Source organism: Pseudomonas sp. LBUM1663, assembly GCF_059695905.1.
Window position 1 is genome coordinate 25,345 of record NZ_CP166792.1, and the last position, 15,818, is coordinate 41,162.

General features: G+C 57.2%; 15 protein-coding genes and 1 pseudogene. 11 read left to right on the plus strand and 5 right to left on the minus strand.

Features of this window, described 5'->3' with window-relative positions; genetic code table 11:
* Window positions 1-115: 115 nt before the first annotated feature.
* Complete coding sequence (choX, locus tag ACA075_RS00125; protein ID WP_497296790.1) at window positions 116-1,036, minus strand: choline ABC transporter substrate-binding protein; 921 nt, start codon at window positions 1,034-1,036, stop codon at window positions 116-118.
* A gap of 16 nt (window positions 1,037-1,052) precedes the next feature.
* The gene (betC, locus tag ACA075_RS00130; protein ID WP_497296791.1) at window positions 1,053-2,567 is read right to left on the minus strand and encodes a choline-sulfatase; all 1,515 of its coding nucleotides are present in this window, start codon (window positions 2,565-2,567) and stop codon (window positions 1,053-1,055) included.
* A 114-nt stretch (window positions 2,568-2,681) separates the two neighbouring features.
* On the opposite strand from betC, the gene ACA075_RS00135 reads away from it, so the two are divergent.
* Window positions 2,682-3,632, plus strand: a complete 951-nt coding sequence (locus ACA075_RS00135; RefSeq protein ID WP_497296792.1) for a choline sulfate utilization transcriptional regulator — start codon at window positions 2,682-2,684, stop codon at window positions 3,630-3,632.
* On the opposite strand, the gene ACA075_RS00140 is transcribed toward ACA075_RS00135, so the two are convergent.
* Window positions 3,619-4,296: an NAD(P)-dependent oxidoreductase gene (locus ACA075_RS00140; protein ID WP_497296793.1), complete on the minus strand. Its 678-nt coding sequence runs from the start codon at window positions 4,294-4,296 to the stop codon at window positions 3,619-3,621. The genes ACA075_RS00135 and ACA075_RS00140 overlap by 14 nt on opposite strands.
* 79 nt (window positions 4,297-4,375) lie before the next feature.
* On the opposite strand from ACA075_RS00140, the gene ACA075_RS00145 reads away from it, so the two are divergent.
* Window positions 4,376-4,702 carry a DOPA 4,5-dioxygenase family protein gene (locus tag ACA075_RS00145; RefSeq protein WP_497296794.1) on the plus strand — a complete coding sequence of 109 codons (327 nt, stop codon included), beginning with the start codon at window positions 4,376-4,378 and terminating at the stop codon, window positions 4,700-4,702.
* Here the strand turns inward: ACA075_RS00145 and ACA075_RS00150 are convergent, their stop codons facing one another.
* Window positions 4,703-5,104, minus strand: a complete 402-nt coding sequence (locus tag ACA075_RS00150) for a GFA family protein (RefSeq protein ID WP_497296795.1) — start codon at window positions 5,102-5,104, stop codon at window positions 4,703-4,705.
* Between the two features lie 419 nt (window positions 5,105-5,523).
* Between ACA075_RS00150 and ACA075_RS00155 the strand changes: the two genes are divergently transcribed.
* Both ACA075_RS00155 and ACA075_RS00160 read left to right on the plus strand, forming a co-directional pair.
* Entirely contained in the window at window positions 5,524-6,831 is a 1,308-nt protein-coding gene (locus tag ACA075_RS00155; RefSeq protein WP_219094735.1) for a CitMHS family transporter, read from the plus strand.
* A gap of 85 nt (window positions 6,832-6,916) precedes the next feature.
* Window positions 6,917-7,684: a TerC family protein gene (locus ACA075_RS00160; protein ID WP_497296796.1), complete on the plus strand. Its 768-nt coding sequence runs from the start codon at window positions 6,917-6,919 to the stop codon at window positions 7,682-7,684.
* 149 nt (window positions 7,685-7,833) lie between these two features.
* Here the strand turns inward: ACA075_RS00160 and ACA075_RS00165 are convergent, their stop codons facing one another.
* Window positions 7,834-8,115, minus strand: a complete 282-nt coding sequence (locus tag ACA075_RS00165; protein WP_497296798.1) for a DUF6124 family protein — start codon at window positions 8,113-8,115, stop codon at window positions 7,834-7,836.
* A gap of 466 nt (window positions 8,116-8,581) precedes the next feature.
* Between ACA075_RS00165 and ACA075_RS00170 the strand changes: the two are divergent.
* From ACA075_RS00170 to ACA075_RS00200, 7 genes and pseudogenes are all read left to right on the plus strand, one after another.
* Window positions 8,582-9,084 (plus strand): annotated as a pseudogene (locus ACA075_RS00170) (PAAR domain-containing protein).
* A 19-nt stretch (window positions 9,085-9,103) separates the two neighbouring features.
* Window positions 9,104-10,264 carry a DUF2515 family protein gene (locus tag ACA075_RS00175; protein ID WP_497296799.1) on the plus strand — a complete coding sequence of 387 codons (1,161 nt, stop codon included), beginning with the start codon at window positions 9,104-9,106 and terminating at the stop codon, window positions 10,262-10,264.
* Window positions 10,261-10,911 carry a hypothetical protein gene (locus ACA075_RS00180; RefSeq protein WP_497296800.1) on the plus strand — a complete coding sequence of 217 codons (651 nt, stop codon included), beginning with the start codon at window positions 10,261-10,263 and terminating at the stop codon, window positions 10,909-10,911. The genes ACA075_RS00175 and ACA075_RS00180 overlap by 4 nt, the downstream gene beginning before the upstream one ends.
* Before the next feature lie 95 nt (window positions 10,912-11,006).
* Entirely contained in the window at window positions 11,007-11,549 is a 543-nt protein-coding gene (locus ACA075_RS00185) for a hypothetical protein (protein ID WP_497296802.1), read from the plus strand.
* Window positions 11,546-12,205 carry a hypothetical protein gene (locus tag ACA075_RS00190; RefSeq protein WP_497296803.1) on the plus strand — a complete coding sequence of 220 codons (660 nt, stop codon included), beginning with the start codon at window positions 11,546-11,548 and terminating at the stop codon, window positions 12,203-12,205. The genes ACA075_RS00185 and ACA075_RS00190 overlap by 4 nt, the downstream gene beginning before the upstream one ends.
* A gap of 283 nt (window positions 12,206-12,488) precedes the next feature.
* Window positions 12,489-14,147 (plus strand): Na/Pi cotransporter family protein, encoded by a 1,659-nt coding sequence (locus ACA075_RS00195; RefSeq protein ID WP_497296804.1) that lies wholly within the window; start codon window positions 12,489-12,491, stop codon window positions 14,145-14,147.
* A 194-nt stretch (window positions 14,148-14,341) separates the two neighbouring features.
* Window positions 14,342-15,718 (plus strand): M16 family metallopeptidase, encoded by a 1,377-nt coding sequence (locus ACA075_RS00200; RefSeq protein ID WP_497296805.1) that lies wholly within the window; start codon window positions 14,342-14,344, stop codon window positions 15,716-15,718.
* Window positions 15,719-15,818: the final 100 nt, after the last annotated feature.

Genomic DNA, 15,818 nt, shown 5'->3' on the forward strand with positions numbered 1-15,818 from the left:
TCAGGGCGAAGCATTCATTGTGGCGAGGGAGCTTGCTCCCGTCCGGCGGCGAAGCTGCCGATTGAGGAGCGCTGCGCACTCCAGCGGGAGCAAGCTCCCTCGCCACAAAGGGCAGTCAGAGCTTGGCTTTCACCGCCGACAACGCATCTTTGCCGTCCACGGTCTTCACGCCATCCAGCCATTTATCCAGCACGGCAGGATTGGCCTTGATCCACGCCTTGGCCGCATCGTCATTGCTGACTTTCTTGTTCACTACCTCGGCCATGATGCTGTTCTCCATCTCCTGGGTGAAACTCAGGTTGGTGAGCAGCTTGCCGACGTTCGGACAGGCCTGTGCATAACCTTTGCGAGTGAGTGTATAAACGCTGCCGGTGTCGCCGAAATACTTCTCACCGCCTTTCAGGTAATGCATTTTCAACTGCACGTTCATCGGGTGCGGTGTCCAGCCGAGAAAGGTCACGAACTTCTGTTTCTTCACTGCGCGGGACACTTCGGCCAGCATCGCCTGCTCGCTGGATTCGACCAGTTTCCACTGGCCCATGTCGAAGTCGTTCTTCTTGATGATCTCTTGCAGCGAGATGTTCGCCGGGGCGCCCGAACCGATGCCATATATCTTCTTGTCGAACTTGTCGGCGTATTTATTCAGGTCGGCAAAGTTATGCACACCCGCGTCCCAAACGTAATCCGGGACTGCCAGCGTGAATTCGGTGCCGTCGAGGTTCTTCGCCAGTTGTGTGACATCACCCGTGGCGACGAATTTATCGTAGAAGCCCTGCTGCGCCGGCATCCAGTTCCCCAGGAACACGTCGACCTGGCCATCCTTCAACCCGCCAAAGGTGATCGGCACCGCGAGGGTGTCGACCTTGGACTTGTAGCCCATGCCGTCCAGCAGAAACCCGGTAATGGCGTTGGTCGCAGCGATGTCGCTCCAGCCCGGATCGGCCATTTTTACCGTGTCGCAGCTCTGATCGGCAAAGGCCGATGCACTGCCCAGAGCCAGTAGCCCGACCGTCAGTACTGTGGATAACTTTTGCATGGACTTCCCCTTAACATTATTGGTTTTGGCAGGGTTGTGGATAACGTGCTTTACGTTCCAGATCGTCGAGGTCGATGTGGTTGCGCATGTACTGCTGACTGGCGTCTACCAGGGGCTGGTGATCCCAGCTCTTCAGCTTGCCGATGGTCAGCGCCTCGGCGACAAACCGCCGCCGACGCTGGCTCGCGAGCACCTGTTGGTGGATCGCCGGAATGTCCCATTTGGCCCGTGCTTCAGCCAGAAATTCCTCAAACAGTGGCCGATGTTGCGGCGATTGGCTGAGTTCTTCCTGTTCCTGCGGGTCGTTGTGTACGTCGAAGAGTAGGCAAGGGTCGTCTTCGCTGTAGATGAATTTGTAGGGGCCACGGCGGATCATCATCAAAGGACTGATAGTGCCTTCGGCCATGTATTCGCCGAAGACTTCGTCGTGGCCGCCCTGCCCTTGCAGGTGCGAGACCAGCGAACGACCGTCCAGTGGCAGGCCCGGTTCCAGCGAACCACCGGCCAGTTCAACGAAGGTTGGCAGCAAATCAGCGGTGGAGACCGCTGCGCTGACTCGGCCAGCCCCGAATTGTCCCGGCGCGCTGATCAACAGCGGTACGCGGGCGGCCATCTCGAACCAGTGCATTTTGTACCAGAGGCCGCGCTCGCCGAGCATGTCGCCGTGGTCGCCGGAGAAGACGATGATGGTGTCGTCGATCAGCCCGGTATCTTCGAGTGTTTGCAGGAGTTTGCCGACGTTGCTGTCGATATAGCTGCACGCACCGAAATAGGCGCGGCGCGCATCGCGGATCTTATCCACAGGCAGCGGCTTGTCCCACAGGTCATACACCTTGAGCAAACGCTGGGAGTGCGGGTCGAGATCGGTTTGCGCCGGGGTTTCCGGCAGCGGGATGTCGGCATGGTCGTACATGTCCCAAAAAGCCTTGGGAATGGTGTACGGATCATGTGGGTGCGTCATCGACACGGTCAGGCAAAACGGCTGATCGCCCTCCTCGCGGATGTGATCGAACAGATATTGCTGGGCCTTGAACACCACCTCTTCGTCGAAATCCAGCTGATTGGTGCGCACGCACGGCCCGGCCTGCAGCACCGAAGACATGTTGTGGAACCAGGTCGGACGCACGTCCGGCTCATCCCAGTTCACCGACCAGCCGTAATCGGCCGGGTAGATGTCGCTGGTCAGGCGTTCTTCATAGCCGTGGAGTTGATCCGGGCCACAGAAATGCATCTTGCCCGACAGCGCGGTGCGGTAGCCGAGGCGACGCAGGTAGTGGGCATAAGTCGGTACATCGGCGGGGAAATCGGCCGCGTTGTCGTAGGCGCCAATCTTGCTCGGCAACTGACCGCTGACCAGGGTGAAACGCGACGGCGCGCACAATGGGCTGTTGCAATAAGCGGCGTCGAACACCACGCCTTCGGCGGCGAGGCGGCTGAGATTAGGTAATTTGATGGGCGAGGGACCGTAGAACGGCAACATTGGCGCGGCCATCTGATCGGCCATGATGAAAAGAATATTCTTGCGCTTCATGTGATCGCGGCATTCCATAGTGAATATTTATGCGAGAGTGCTGCGATCGAGCATGGAGTCCATGCACTTTGTGGTAAAGCCCATGCGCGGCAATGACTAGGATAAGCACCGCTTATGTATGACGCCCTTGGAAACTTGTCGCTGGACCTTCTGCGAGCGTTTGAAGCGGCGGCGCGTCATCGCAGCTTTACAGCGGCGGCGGTAGAACTCGGTACCACGCAGCCCGCCGTCAGCCAGCAGATCAAACGACTGGAAGAACAGCTCGCGGCGCGGCTGTTTGATCGCATCTACCGTGGCATCGAACTGACGGAGGCCGGGACTATACTTTTCGAGCAGGTTCAGCTCGGTTTACAGAATATCGATGCAGGATTGAGCGCAATCAGTGCACAGCATCAACATGAAGTCTTGCAGGTGGCCACAGATTTCGCCTTCGCCGCGTATTGGCTGATGCCACGATTGCACCGCTTTCATAAAGCCAATCCCCAAGTCGACGTCAGCCTGGTCACCAGCGAGCGCAATCACAATATGTTGCGCACCGATATTGATGTGGCGGTGTTGTTTGGGGATGGCCGCTTTAAGCAGGGCGAAAGCCATTGGCTGTTCAGCGAAGAAGTGTTCCCGGTGTGCAGCCCGCTGCTGTTGAAAGACCGTCCCCTGCCCTTGCCGGCCCAGTCATTGCTGGAATTCCCGCTGCTGCACCTGCGGGGTGAAAACAGCAGTAACTGGTTCGACTGGAGCGGTGTATTTCGCGAGCTTGGGATCACGTCGACCCCGGCACCCGGGCAATTGCGGTTCGACAATTACACGTTGCTGATTCAAGCGGCAATTGGCGGCCAGGGCGTGGCAATTGGTTGGCGACACCTTGTGGATAACTTGCTGGCGCAGGGTTTGTTGTGTCGACCGATCGCGGACACGGTGATTTCCAGGCTCGGCTATTACGTGGTGCTGCCCCAGCGAAAACGGCGTGGGGTATTGATTCAACAGTTTGTGGACTGGCTGATGGCTGAGCAGGCCAGCAGCGCCCAATCGCTGAATGGTTTACCGCTGCCGTCTATCGCGGTGTAGGGTCGGTCGAAACGAAGGTCACATGCTCACCAATGTGAAGATTCAGCTGCAGCTCATCGGCAATCCCCACAGCCACTCGGTTCAACCGTTCAAGCGGTTCGGCCAGACCCGGTTCAAGGCTACTGCTCACATGGCTGAAATGTTCGATCGTCAGCCCAGGCACGCCGCGAGGCGCATTCACCAGGGTCCAGTGCAAGGCACTGCTTTGCAGCGCATCAAGGATTTCCTCGGCGGCATGTCGTTGGAGGAGATTCAGCGCGTCCGCCTCCGTTTCGTCGAGTTCGGCGAAATCCCCCACTAGGAACAACCGGGCTATGCCCGCCGCCTGCATGCCCGCGATCAGCGCATCCACGGCCAACACTTGCTCGACCGGGCCTGGCACGATGGTTTTTTCCACCGTCTCGCTGTTGTATGGCAGCCCCGGTGCGTCCAGTAGACAAATAACCGCCGAACTGCCCGCTACGCTTTGCTTGACGCGCTCAGACTCGAACAAATCGCCGGTCTTGGTGCGCAACCCCGGGCGCGGTGGGAGCGCCGTCAGGTCATCCAGAATTGCGATCACTTCATGTTGGCGCCTTAGCATTTCAGCCATCAGCGCACTGCCGAGGCTACTCATGGCACCATAAAGCACCACTTTCACCACCGGGGTTTCGGCATTTTTCATGGTTGGGATTCCTTGTTCTATATGGCGTGTGACCTGTAGGAATCGGTGAGGGTTCGACTGGGTTTTTTGAGGGTTTCAGATGCAACAGATCAAGGGTTACCACGCCCATGTCTATTTCGATGCCAGGAGCATTGATCAGGCGCGAGCGCTGTGTGAGCACGCCGCGCAGGTGTTCCCGCTGAAAATGGGGCGCGTGCATGAACGCCCCGTGGGTCCGCACCCGGACTGGAGTTGCCAATTGGCGTTCGGGCCGGAGCTGATCGGCGAAGTGCTGCCGTGGCTGGCGCTCAACCGCAAGGGTTTGGTGGTGTTCCTGCACCCGGACACCGGCGACGATTTGCTTGACCACACCGAGCATGCCATCTGGATGGGCGCGATCCGGCCGCTGGATCTGTCTATTTTTTGATCAGAGGTTTTCTTCGGCCTCTCTCGGCAAATGCTCGTCCAGGTGCAGCCAGGGCAATTGGCTGTCGGTCCAGATGTGCCGCTCGGCCGGCGCTTGCTCCGGGTGATCGAGGGTGGCGATGGTCACGTCGATGCTCTCGGGACTGAGGTGTGTGGTCAGCGCCATTTGCGCCCCACAGGTCGGGCAGAAATAACGCACGCAGGTTGTTGAAGATTCGTACTGCGCTGGTGTTCCTTTCAGCCATTCAAAGGCCGGCGCGGGCACGGTGATCCAGGTCGTCACGATTCCGCCGCTGACTCGCCGGCAGATTGAGCAGTGGCAGTGGGCGATGTCGTGTAAGGGTCCGCTGAATTGATAGCGCAGATGTCCGCAGTGGCAGCCGCCGGTATGAATATCGGTCATGACCTTTCCTCCTGGTGCGTATGTAGCGACGCCATCGCGAGCAGGCTCGCTCCTACATTGGTTTTGTGTACGACACATATCCAGTGTGGGAGCGAGCCTGCTCGCGATGGCCTCAACCCGGTTTAACTCCCTGCCCCGGTCCGACGACCGGTAGCCCATCCGGTCAATGCTTTCATCAGCGAAAGCTGGCTGAAAGCTTCCCCGATTAGGATCGCCCCCACTGCCGGCAAAAGACCGGTCGGCCAATGCCAGTGTTTTATCGCTCGCACAGCCCATTTAACAACAACAATGGTGATTCTGATGTCCTCTGCTACCCGCCGCTTCGCTGCAACTCCGCCCGTACGTCTCGTGCTTCCCGTTCTGCGCTGACCCCACCCGGTTCGCCCATTCCCTAGCCGCGCTACGCCTGGAGTATTCCCATGCTGACTTTCCTTGGCTTCGCCATGGTCATCACGTTCATGTTCCTGATCATGACCAAGCGCCTGTCCGCGCTGATCGCCCTGATCATCATTCCTATCGTCTTCGCCCTGTTCGGTGGTTTCGCGCCGAAGATTGGCCCGATGATGCTCGAAGGCATCACCAAGCTGGCGCCGACCGGCGTGATGCTGATGTTTGCCATTCTGTATTTCGCCCTGATGATCGACTCCGGCCTGTTCGACCCGGCCGTGCGCAAGATCCTCAAACTGGTCAAGGGCGACCCGCTGAAAGTGTCGGTCGGCACCGCCGTACTGGCGCTCGTCGTTTCCCTCGATGGTGACGGCGCGACCACTTACATGATCTGCGTGGCCGCCATGCTGCCGCTCTACAGCCGCATCGGCATGAGCCCGCGGATCATGGCCGGCCTGATCATCCTCGCCGGTGGCGTGATGAACATGACCCCGTGGGGCGGCCCGACTGCCCGTGCGGCGAGTGCGCTGCACGTGGACCCGTCCGACATTTTCGTACCGATGATTCCGGCGATGGCGTTCGGCGTGGTGGCAATCCTGGCGATTGCCTACTTCTACGGCAAACGCGAGCGTGCGCGTCTGGGTGAACTGCACCTGGTGGGCGATGAAATCGACCACAGTGAAATCAGCGTTTCGCAATTCCCGGATGCCCGTCGTCCGAAGTTGATCTGGTTCAACGGTGCCCTGACATTCGTCCTGATGTGCACCCTCATTGCCGGCCTGTTGCCGCTGCCCGTGTTGTTCATGGTGGCGTTCAGTATTGCCATGATCGTCAACTATCCTTGCCTGCAACAACAGAAGGATCGCGTCGCGGCTCACGCCGGTAGCGTGCTGGCGGTGGTCGGTTTGATCTTCGCGGCGGGCATCTTCACCGGTATCCTGTCGGGCACCGGCATGGTCGATGCGATGTCGAAAAGCCTGCTGGCGGTGATTCCTGATTTCCTCGGTCCGTACCTGGCCGTCATCACCGCGCTGGTGAGCATGCCGTTCACGTTCTTCATGTCGAACGACGCATTTTATTACGGCGTGTTACCAGTACTTGCCGAAGCAGCCAGTCATTACGGTATAACCGCGGTTGAAATGGCACGTGCCTCGATCGTCGGTCAGCCCGTCCACTTGCTGAGCCCGCTGGTACCATCGACCTACTTGTTGGTGGCCCTGGCCGGTATTGATTTTGGTGACCATCAGCGCTTTACCCTGAAATGGGCAGTGCTGGTGTGCATGTGCATACTGGTAGCCGCATTGCTGATGGGGATTTTTCCGCTGTTCAGCACTCTATAAGCCCAAGACTCACCACAAAGGGTCCAGGCTTCGCTGTTTGAAGCCCGGGCCTTTTGTGGTTTAACACATCCTCAAAGGAATACACATGGAATGGCTGACCAACCCTGAAATCTGGGTTGCCTTCTTTACCCTGACCGCCCTCGAAATCGTCCTGGGTATCGATAACATCATCATGATTTCGATCCTGGTCAGCCGCATGCCCAAACACATGCAGCAGCGGACCCGGATTTTCGGCCTGGCGCTGGCCATGGTCACGCGGATCCTGTTGCTACTGTCGATCACTTGGGTCATGCGCCTTACCGCCGACTTGTTCGAAGTGTTCGGCCAAGGCATTTCCGGGCGAGACCTGATCCTGTTCTTCGGTGGTCTGTTCCTGCTGTGGAAGAGCTCGCAAGAGATGTACCACGCGCTGGAAGGTGAAGATGAGTCCAATGAGGAGCCGGGTGGCAAGGGCGGCAACTTCCTCTACACCATCATCCAGATCGCAATCATCGACATCGTGTTCTCGCTGGACTCGGTGATTACCGCTGTCGGCATGGTCTCCCACGTACCGGTCATGGTCGCGGCGATCATCGTTGCGGTACTGGTGATGATGCTGGCTTCCGGCACCATCAGCGCGTTCATCGACAAGCACCCGTCTTTGAAAATGCTGGCGCTGTCGTTCCTGCTGATCGTCGGTACAGTGCTGATTGCTGAATCCTTCGACGTTCACGTGCCAAAAGGCTACGTCTACTTCGCCATGGCGTTCTCGCTGGCGGTGGAAGCGATCAACATCAAGATGCGCACCGCGATTGCGAAAAAACGTAAACAGCAAGAACCGGTGAAACTGCGCAAGGACATTCCGGGGCAATAACACGAACCTGTGCACTGGCTGGTATCAGTCAGTGCACAAAACCTGTGGGAGCGAGCTTGCTCGCGATGAGGCCGTTACATTCAACATTGATGTTGACTGAGCGGCCGCTATCGCGAGCAGGCTCGCTCCCACATTTTTTTGCTCAGTATTTAGCCAGGCGGATCGAGGTTATCCAGCACTCGATTCACCGCCAACTCCCCCAACATGATGTTTTGCTGAATCCCCAGCAGGGTATTGCGATGCGTGCCTTCCATTCGTGCGGCGAAATCACTGGCCATGACACTGGCCGACGCCAACGACTCGCAGGCGTGAGCGAGCAGGGTTTCGTTATCGACCTTTGGGTCTATGAAGAAGATCGTGCTGGGTTTGCGTGGTGGGAAGTCGTGGGGGACCGGCTCGGTGTCCGGTGGGTTGGGCGTTGCCTTGAACATAGATAGAACTCCAGTACTGGTTACATGGAGCCTTCACTCTCGCTACCAAACGAAGGTGGCGGCCATACACAGGTTGGTAGACCGGAGTACTGGAACCGGCGCCCCCGAAGGGACCCTGCGCATGGCCACCATAAGCTACGACCTGAAAAAGCGTCCGCAAAAAGTGGCTATGCGCCAGACTCCGGGCTACCAAACCCGATCGCTGTTTTTAGCGATGGATAAACGATAGAGAGCAGGGTCTAGGCGCACAAGCCGGCGGATTCTGGCGTAGCCGTAGGCAACGACGCAAGACGTTGTAGCCTCCGAGAAGTAACTCCGGATGTCTTTAAACACGCACTGCAAAAACGCGTGAATCACACCAAAACAACCGAATGCTTACCGACGGCGTTTTTCCAAAGGTTGACGCACAGAGCTCTGGTGGTTAGCGTCCCTCGCTCGCTTCAAACGACAAAGCCAAGGAATGCATATGTCAGGAAAACCGGCTGCACGCCTCACGGACCCCACCACCTGTCCCCTCCCCGGTCACGGCACCAATCCGATTGCCAGCGGCTCACCCGATGTCTTTTTCAACGGTCTTGCGGCCGCTCGGGTCAGCGACAAATGCAGCTGCGGCCAAGCCCTGAACGGTGGATTCTCTTCAACCGTGTTCATCAACGGCCTCAACGCCATGACGCTCGATAGCACCGCACCACCAGCCATGGCGGTGTGGTAATTGGCGGCTCCGGCAACGTCATCATCGGCAGCTCTCATACCCCCACACCCTTCATCCCGCCCTTGCCGATCATTGGTCAGCCCTTGGTTGAATTCAAAGCCGTCAGCGCCGGCAATGGCGAGCCGATTGCCCAACAGGACTACGAAATCGAAACAGCCGAAGGCCGCATCGTCAAAGGCCAGACCAACGATGAGGGCATGACCCAAAGCGTCGCTACCCTACAGCCCGACCTCGCCGTAGTCCGCTGGACTGTCTGACGCCTCAAGGAAGAATGAAATGACTGGACAATGCATGGCCCCAGACGACCTGGACATGAAGAAACTCTGGGACAGCACCTGCGAACTCCCCGTTTGCAAACGCGAAACCACTAAGGGCGGCCCTAACCCGAAAACCCGCGTTGAAGTGCCATTACTGACCTGTAATTGCCTGTGGCGCAGGTTTCAAAAAGAAGCCGAAGAGTGGGTCGCACCGGGCGGCGTGTTGATTGCCGACCCGCAAGCCCGCAACCGCAAGATCAACGCGGCCTATGCACAATTGTGGCTGGCGGATAACCGGTTTCAATGGGCGGGGTTGGCGGCGTTTGCTTCGAAGCAGGTGGGGTGTGGGTTGATCCATGCCACCAAGTTACAAAAAGGTATCGCTGCAGAAAAAGAAGCTCACCGTAAATTACGAGAAGCCCCATCGGAAACCTTGTTTGAGGGGTTAGGGTTCAAGCTCAGTCTGACCGATCCCAAAATCCAAGAGGAAGTAGACAAAGCTAGGTCAGAAAATCCGGTTCCCACCACGGACATCACGCTTGGCGACAATTCCCGTTCGCTGGTCCAACAACAACTGGACTATGTGTACGAGATGTTGGCATTGGGAAACACCTCTCTATTTTTGGATGTTTATCCTCTGCACCGTTTTTTTATGGTGCGTGGCTACAAGGAAATGGAGAAGTGTCTGAAAAGTCGCGCAGAAATAGTCAAGGATGTGATGTGGCCGATAGGAAACACCGTTGCGTTCGGTGTCGCTCATAAAGAGATCGTTGATACGTTTGAGGCAATCGATGCGGGAAAAATTGCCGACAGCGTCAACTCAATGGCCGCTCATGAGCAGATTAATATCCTGCAACCCGCGATGTACGAGGATGTGAGGTTCGCTTCGCTCATTCGTGGCACACATGCTTCAGATATTGTTTCTGTCGTGACGGGGCTGCTTTCCGGCGTTCCAGAGGGAATACAACTCACCTTGGCCAGTCAGTGCAAAGCACCCGACAACCGAAGTGTCTCCTTCAGCAACAATCCGTTAGCAAATCTTGCGGATAAAAACCAAAGGATGGAGTTCGTGCTCCGTGCCGCAGCGCAATTCAACAGCCTGCTAAAGAATCCAGCCACTAAAAGCCAGCTACAAAGCTCCATCACAGATATCGCAAATGGAAATGGAGTACGCCAGTGACCAGATCTCAGCGCTGGTTGATTTTGATTTTTTTGATTCTTCTAGTGGTGGGTAGCCTGGTGTATTCCCGCTCGGGTACCAAGACGTTATCCGTCCATATAGGAAAACCCTACGAGCAGGTTGTCCAAGATTCGACATTCCCTGTCGAGGACAACACGGCAATCTATCCAGGTGATCCCACCGACGCAGAAGACCCTCCTAGGCCTGGCTCTACGTGGATCAGCAGCCCGACCGTCATTGAGTTTGATGATCCTGCTTACGGATTCAAACTCCCTCCCACGGTATTTGGAGCAGTTACGTATGCAGGCCAGAAAGTCACGACACTGACTACGTCGCCCATGTCGAAAACAATTCCATTTGGAGAGGCAGTGATTCGATTGGTGGAGATACAAAACACCCTCAAATCCCGAGGGTGGCAGCTAGCGCCTTTAGAGAATAATAATTGGTTCAGCGCCGTGTCTGTCGCAGAGCGTGATCAATTACAGGCCAAGCTCTTCGATCAGGCCGTGGGCATAGACTTTTATGTGCCGGGAAAGTACAACCTGCTGCTTTTGATTAAGTGCTATGCATACTGCGATAAGCGGGATTCGACGACAGCAAAGTACCTGATCGATATCAGCATTGGGCGGGATCGCATCGAGAAATGAGGAGTTACTTCCCGAGGCAGGGCGATTGTCTGCTCAAAGTAACGTTTTTTTTCCTTTTCGTTTGCCTAACCTCTTTTCACTTCCCGATTGAAAGGTTGATCCTTCATATCGGTAAGCCGTACGTAGAACTCGTTAAAGACTCCACATTCCCAGTTAAACGAAACACGGCCGTTTATCCAAGTGAACCACCTCATCCGAGTTCAACTTGGATCAGCAATCCAGTTGTAGTCCAATTTGATGATCCTGAACATGGCTTTACACTGCCCACTACCAAGTTTGGTGCAATTGGATTTGATGAAGGAAAAGTCTCAACCATGACGACTTCTCCGATGCTTGAAACGGTGCCGTTCGACCAATTGATTGTGGTGCTCGATCAGTTACAGAACCAACTAAAAAATGCTGGTTGGGTACTGTGGAATGCCGAAAGAAATCCTTGGGTTGAAACCGCTACCGAGGATGATAAAAGAACGCTTCAGGCTGAACTGTTTGACCACGTGGTGGTGGCCGTGCTGTTGATACCCCACAAATACAGTCTTGCGCTCAACGTCAAATGCTACGCACGCTGTGACGAGCGCAACCCGAAAACGGCGAAGTATTTGATTGATGTCAGTGTCGGTTCGGATTACTACAGCGAATGAAAAGTAGCGCCAGAAGGCAGCGTCGGTGTTTGCAAAGAGCCGCATTTTTTATGCTATTCATTTGTCTGACTTCTTTTCACCACCCAGTTGATTTTTTGAACATTCATATCGGGAAGTCATACAGAGAAGTCGCACAAGACTCGACATTCCCTGTTTATGGCAATACGGCAATTTATCCTGGGGATCCTAACCACGCTAAAGATCCACCTCATCCGAGCTCTACCTGGATCAGCCATCCAGTCGTCATCAGATTTGATGATCCCGACTATGGTTTTACGCTGCCCGCTACCACGTTCGGTGCGATCAGTTGGTCCAAATTCAAAGCGATCACCCTGACTACGTCGCCGATGCTGGAAACCTTGCCGTTCGAGCAAGCGGTAGCACTCCTTGAAAAGTTACAACAAAAGTTCAATCAACTCGGGTGGACTCCAGAACCTGTGGAGGGTAACGACTGGCTAAAAATAGAAACCAAGGGGGATAAGGCGCGGCTTCAGGCGAAACTCTTTGATCAAGTTGACGGCGTCATATTGTTGATTCCGCACAAATACAGTTTGATCCTTCACATCAAATGTTATGCCCGCTGCGCTGAACGAAACCCCGAGACAGCCAAATATTTGATCGACGTAGGGCTAGGCGACGATATCTTTAGCGATTGAACTCCCACCGATTTTAGGGCTGCTGCGCAGCCCAGCGGGAGCAAGCTCCCTCGCCACAGGGGTTGTGTCGCGCACCTTTTCAACTGTCCGGCTGAGACCTTCGGGTCCCTTTTTCATGTCTGCATGAACCTGTTTTCATGACAGTTTTGTTTCAATCACTTCTTTAGCTATGCGATGCTGGCGCCCAGACCGTTAGCCAACTACAGCTTAAGTACAGAACGTAGAACGTCGCGCGGCACCGTCAATTTGCTCCTTTGGGGCGATACCACCACAGGGGGCCTGCATGCTCACCCTGCTCAATTTGTTATCTGCCGTGGCCTTGTTGATCTGGGGCACGCACATCGTCCGAACCGGCATCTTGCGGGTCTACGGCTCCAATCTGCGCCATGTGATTGGCCAGAACATGTCCAAACGCTGGCTCGCGTTCATCTCGGGGATCGTCGTCACGGCGATGGTCCAGAGCAGCAACGCCACGGCCATGCTCGTCACTTCCTTTGTCGGTCAGGGCCTGATGGCGCTGACTCCCGCTCTCGCGACCATGCTCGGCGCGGATGTCGGTACGGCGCTGATGGCGCGGGTGCTGACGTTCGATTTGTCGTGGCTGTCGCCGCTGCTGATCTTTCTCGGGGTGATTTTCTTTCTGTCCCGCAAGCAAACCCGACTGGGCCAGATGGGCCGCGTCAGCATCGGTCTCGGGCTGATCATCCTGGCGCTGCAACTGATCGTCGAGTCCGCCGCGCCGATTACCCAGGCGCAGGGCGTGAAGGTGATTTTCGCCTCGTTGACCGGTGACATCCTGCTCGATGCCCTGGTGGGCGCGTTGTTCGCGATGGTTTCCTACTCCAGCCTGGCCGCCGTGCTGCTGACCGCGACCCTGGCTGGCGCTGGTGTGATCAGCCTGCCGGTGGCCATCGGCCTGGTGATCGGCGCAAACATCGGCAGCGGCATCCTCGCGTTCCTCAGCACCAGCATGCAAAACGCCGCCGGGCGTCAGGTGGCGCTCGGCAGCCTGTTGTACAAACTGATCGGCCTGCTGCTGATCATTCCGGTGCTGGACCCGCTGGTGCACTGGATCGACAGCCTCGACTTCAGCCCTCAGGAAATGGTCATCGGCTTCCACCTGCTCTACAACACCGCGCGCTGCCTGATCCTGTTGCCCAGCGTCGGCCCGATGGCCAGGCTTTGCGCGTGGCTGCTGCCGGAGCGACCGGAGCTCAACGGCATGGCGAAACCCCGGCACCTCGACCAGACCGCGCTGGTCACGCCCAGCCTGGCGCTGGCCAACGCCGCCCGGGAAACCCTGCGCATGGGAGATCTGATCGACAACATGCTCGAAGCGATGCTCGACGTGCTGCGCGGCGACCAATCCGCCATCACCCAGGAAATGCGCAAACTGACAGATGATGTCGAAGCGCTCTACAGCGCAATCAAGCTCTATCTGGCGCAAATGCCCCGCGAAGACCTGAGTGATCAAGACAGCCGGCGCTGGGCGGAAATCATCGAACTGGCAATCAACCTCAAGCTGGCCAGCGATTTGATCGAACGCATGCTGCGCAAGGTGCAGCAGCAGAAAACTTCGCAGCGCCGGTCTTTTTCCGAGGTTGGGCTGGAAGAATTGGCCGGGTTGCACAGCCAGTTGATCTCCAACCTGCGCCTGGGATTGTCGGTATTTCTCAGTGCCGACAAGGAAAGTGCCCGCCAGCTGCTGCGTGAGAAACGTCGCTTTCGCGCACAGGAACGCCGCCTGGCCCATGCTCATGTCAGCCGCTTGCAACGTAAGATCGTGCAGAGTATCGAGACCAGCTCGCTGCACCTGGAGCTGATCGCCGACATGAAGCGCTTGAATTCGCTGTTCTGCAGCAGCGCATATGTGGTGCTGGAAACATCGGACACCGGTGCACTGGCGGTCGACGATATGGCTGACATCACGCATTCGCCTTGAACGTCTGGCGGTGGGGTCAGTCAGTTACATTGGTTCAGCCTCAAGACCGCCATCGCGGGCAAGCCCGCTCCCACAGGTGATTTGGTCGGACAGAGGTTCCGAGTACACCAAAGATCCACTGTGGGAGCGGGCTTGCCCGCGATAGCGGCCTGAAGGACGGCATGGATCTCCGATTGGTTGCCTGGAAGCTTGCTATGCGTTGTCTGCTGTTCGCCTGTCTGTTGCTCGGCTCATCCCCTTCGTTTGCCCTGGATCGCTTCCAGGTCGAGGGCTATACGCTGCCCAACGGTCTGCAATTGCTGCTCAAACCCGGCACCGAGCGCGGGCATGTGGCGATTCGTCTGGTGGTCGGTGTGGGCCTGGATGATTTCAGCTGCGCCGACAAGGAGCTGCCGCATTTGCTTGAGCACTTGTTGTTCAGCGGCATCGATGCCACCGGCGAAGGCGGCCTGGAAGAGCGCATGCAGGCGTTGGGCGGTGAGTGGAACGCTTTCACCAGCAACGCTGACACGACGTTCGTCATCGAAGCCCCGGCGAAAAACCAGCGCAAGGTGCTCGACCTGCTGCTGGCGCTGCTGACCCAGACCCGAATCGACGACAACGCCATCAACGCCGCCAAACAAGTGGTCGAGCGTGAGGACGGCGGCCATTATTCGCACTTGCAGCGCTGGCTGGATCGTCAGGACCTGGGCCACACCGCGAGCAATCAGCTGGCGATAGAGCTGGGCCTTAAATGCCCCGAGCGGGCCGAGGTCGATCACCTGACCCGCGAGCAACTGGAGACGGTGCGCAAGGCCTGGTACGCGCCCAACAACATGACGCTGATCGTGGTCGGCGAGCTCGACAAGTTGTTGCCGGCGTATCTGGAACGCGCCTATGGCGCACTTGAAGCGGTCGACCCTACCGATCACCTGCCCCTGCCGGAAATCCAGGCCAGTGCCGCCCATCAACGGACGCTGAGCGATGGTTTCGTCGGTGGCGGCGCCAAGTTGCATTGGCTGGTGCCGGAACCGGTGCTGCAGGATCAGCACGACGAAACCTTCGACCTGCTCAAGGACTATCTGGACTGGGCGCTCTATCGCCAGCTGCGCTTGGCTCACGGTTTGTCCTACGGCCCCTCGGCCGAGCGCGAGGTGTTTGGCGGGGTGGGCTTCATGAGCCTGAACGCCGACCTTGATCGCGACGACGTGACACAGGCCGAACAGGTGCTGGAGGATTTGAAGGCCGACTTGCTCAAGAATGGTCTCGACGCAGACACCTTCAACCGCCTCAAACAGGCCGCCATCGCCCGCCAGGCCTGGGCCGTGCAAGGCAACAGCGCGCTGGCCGATTACTACTGGAGCGCGCTGGGCGACTATCAGGACGGGCGTTTCGCCGACCCGGCCAAGGAACTGCAAGGCGTGACCCTGGCGGAAGCGAACAAGGCCATGCGCGAGTTGCTCGTGCAACCGGGGTATGTGCGGATCGAGAAGCCGCTGATGAGCTATGACCAGTTGATGTGGGCGATGGCCGGGGTGTTTGGATTGCTTGTCCTCGGGATATTGGCTTGGCGAGTCCATCGCCGCCGTTAACTGGCCGCCCTGGCAGCCGGGCTTTTGTGGCGAGGGAGCTTGCTCCCGCTCGGCTGCGCAGCAGTCGTAAAACCGGTGCTTGCGTTCTACCTGATGACAC

Coding starts and splice junctions, on each gene's coding strand:
- ACA075_RS00175 (WP_497296799.1), top strand. CDS start 9,104: ATGACTGGACAATGCATGGCCCCAGACGACCTGGACATGAAGAAACTC.
- ACA075_RS00135 (WP_497296792.1), top strand. CDS start 2,682: ATGTATGACGCCCTTGGAAACTTGTCGCTGGACCTTCTGCGAGCGTTT.
- betC (WP_497296791.1), bottom strand. CDS start 2,567: ATGAAGCGCAAGAATATTCTTTTCATCATGGCCGATCAGATGGCCGCG.
- ACA075_RS00195 (WP_497296804.1), top strand. CDS start 12,489: ATGCTCACCCTGCTCAATTTGTTATCTGCCGTGGCCTTGTTGATCTGG.
- choX (WP_497296790.1), bottom strand. CDS start 1,036: ATGCAAAAGTTATCCACAGTACTGACGGTCGGGCTACTGGCTCTGGGC.
- ACA075_RS00160 (WP_497296796.1), top strand. CDS start 6,917: ATGGAATGGCTGACCAACCCTGAAATCTGGGTTGCCTTCTTTACCCTG.
- ACA075_RS00140 (WP_497296793.1), bottom strand. CDS start 4,296: ATGAAAAATGCCGAAACCCCGGTGGTGAAAGTGGTGCTTTATGGTGCC.
- ACA075_RS00165 (WP_497296798.1), bottom strand. CDS start 8,115: ATGTTCAAGGCAACGCCCAACCCACCGGACACCGAGCCGGTCCCCCAC.
- ACA075_RS00200 (WP_497296805.1), top strand. CDS start 14,342: ATGCGTTGTCTGCTGTTCGCCTGTCTGTTGCTCGGCTCATCCCCTTCG.
- ACA075_RS00145 (WP_497296794.1), top strand. CDS start 4,376: ATGCAACAGATCAAGGGTTACCACGCCCATGTCTATTTCGATGCCAGG.
- ACA075_RS00155 (WP_219094735.1), top strand. CDS start 5,524: ATGCTGACTTTCCTTGGCTTCGCCATGGTCATCACGTTCATGTTCCTG.
- ACA075_RS00150 (WP_497296795.1), bottom strand. CDS start 5,104: ATGACCGATATTCATACCGGCGGCTGCCACTGCGGACATCTGCGCTAT.
- ACA075_RS00190 (WP_497296803.1), top strand. CDS start 11,546: ATGAAAAGTAGCGCCAGAAGGCAGCGTCGGTGTTTGCAAAGAGCCGCA.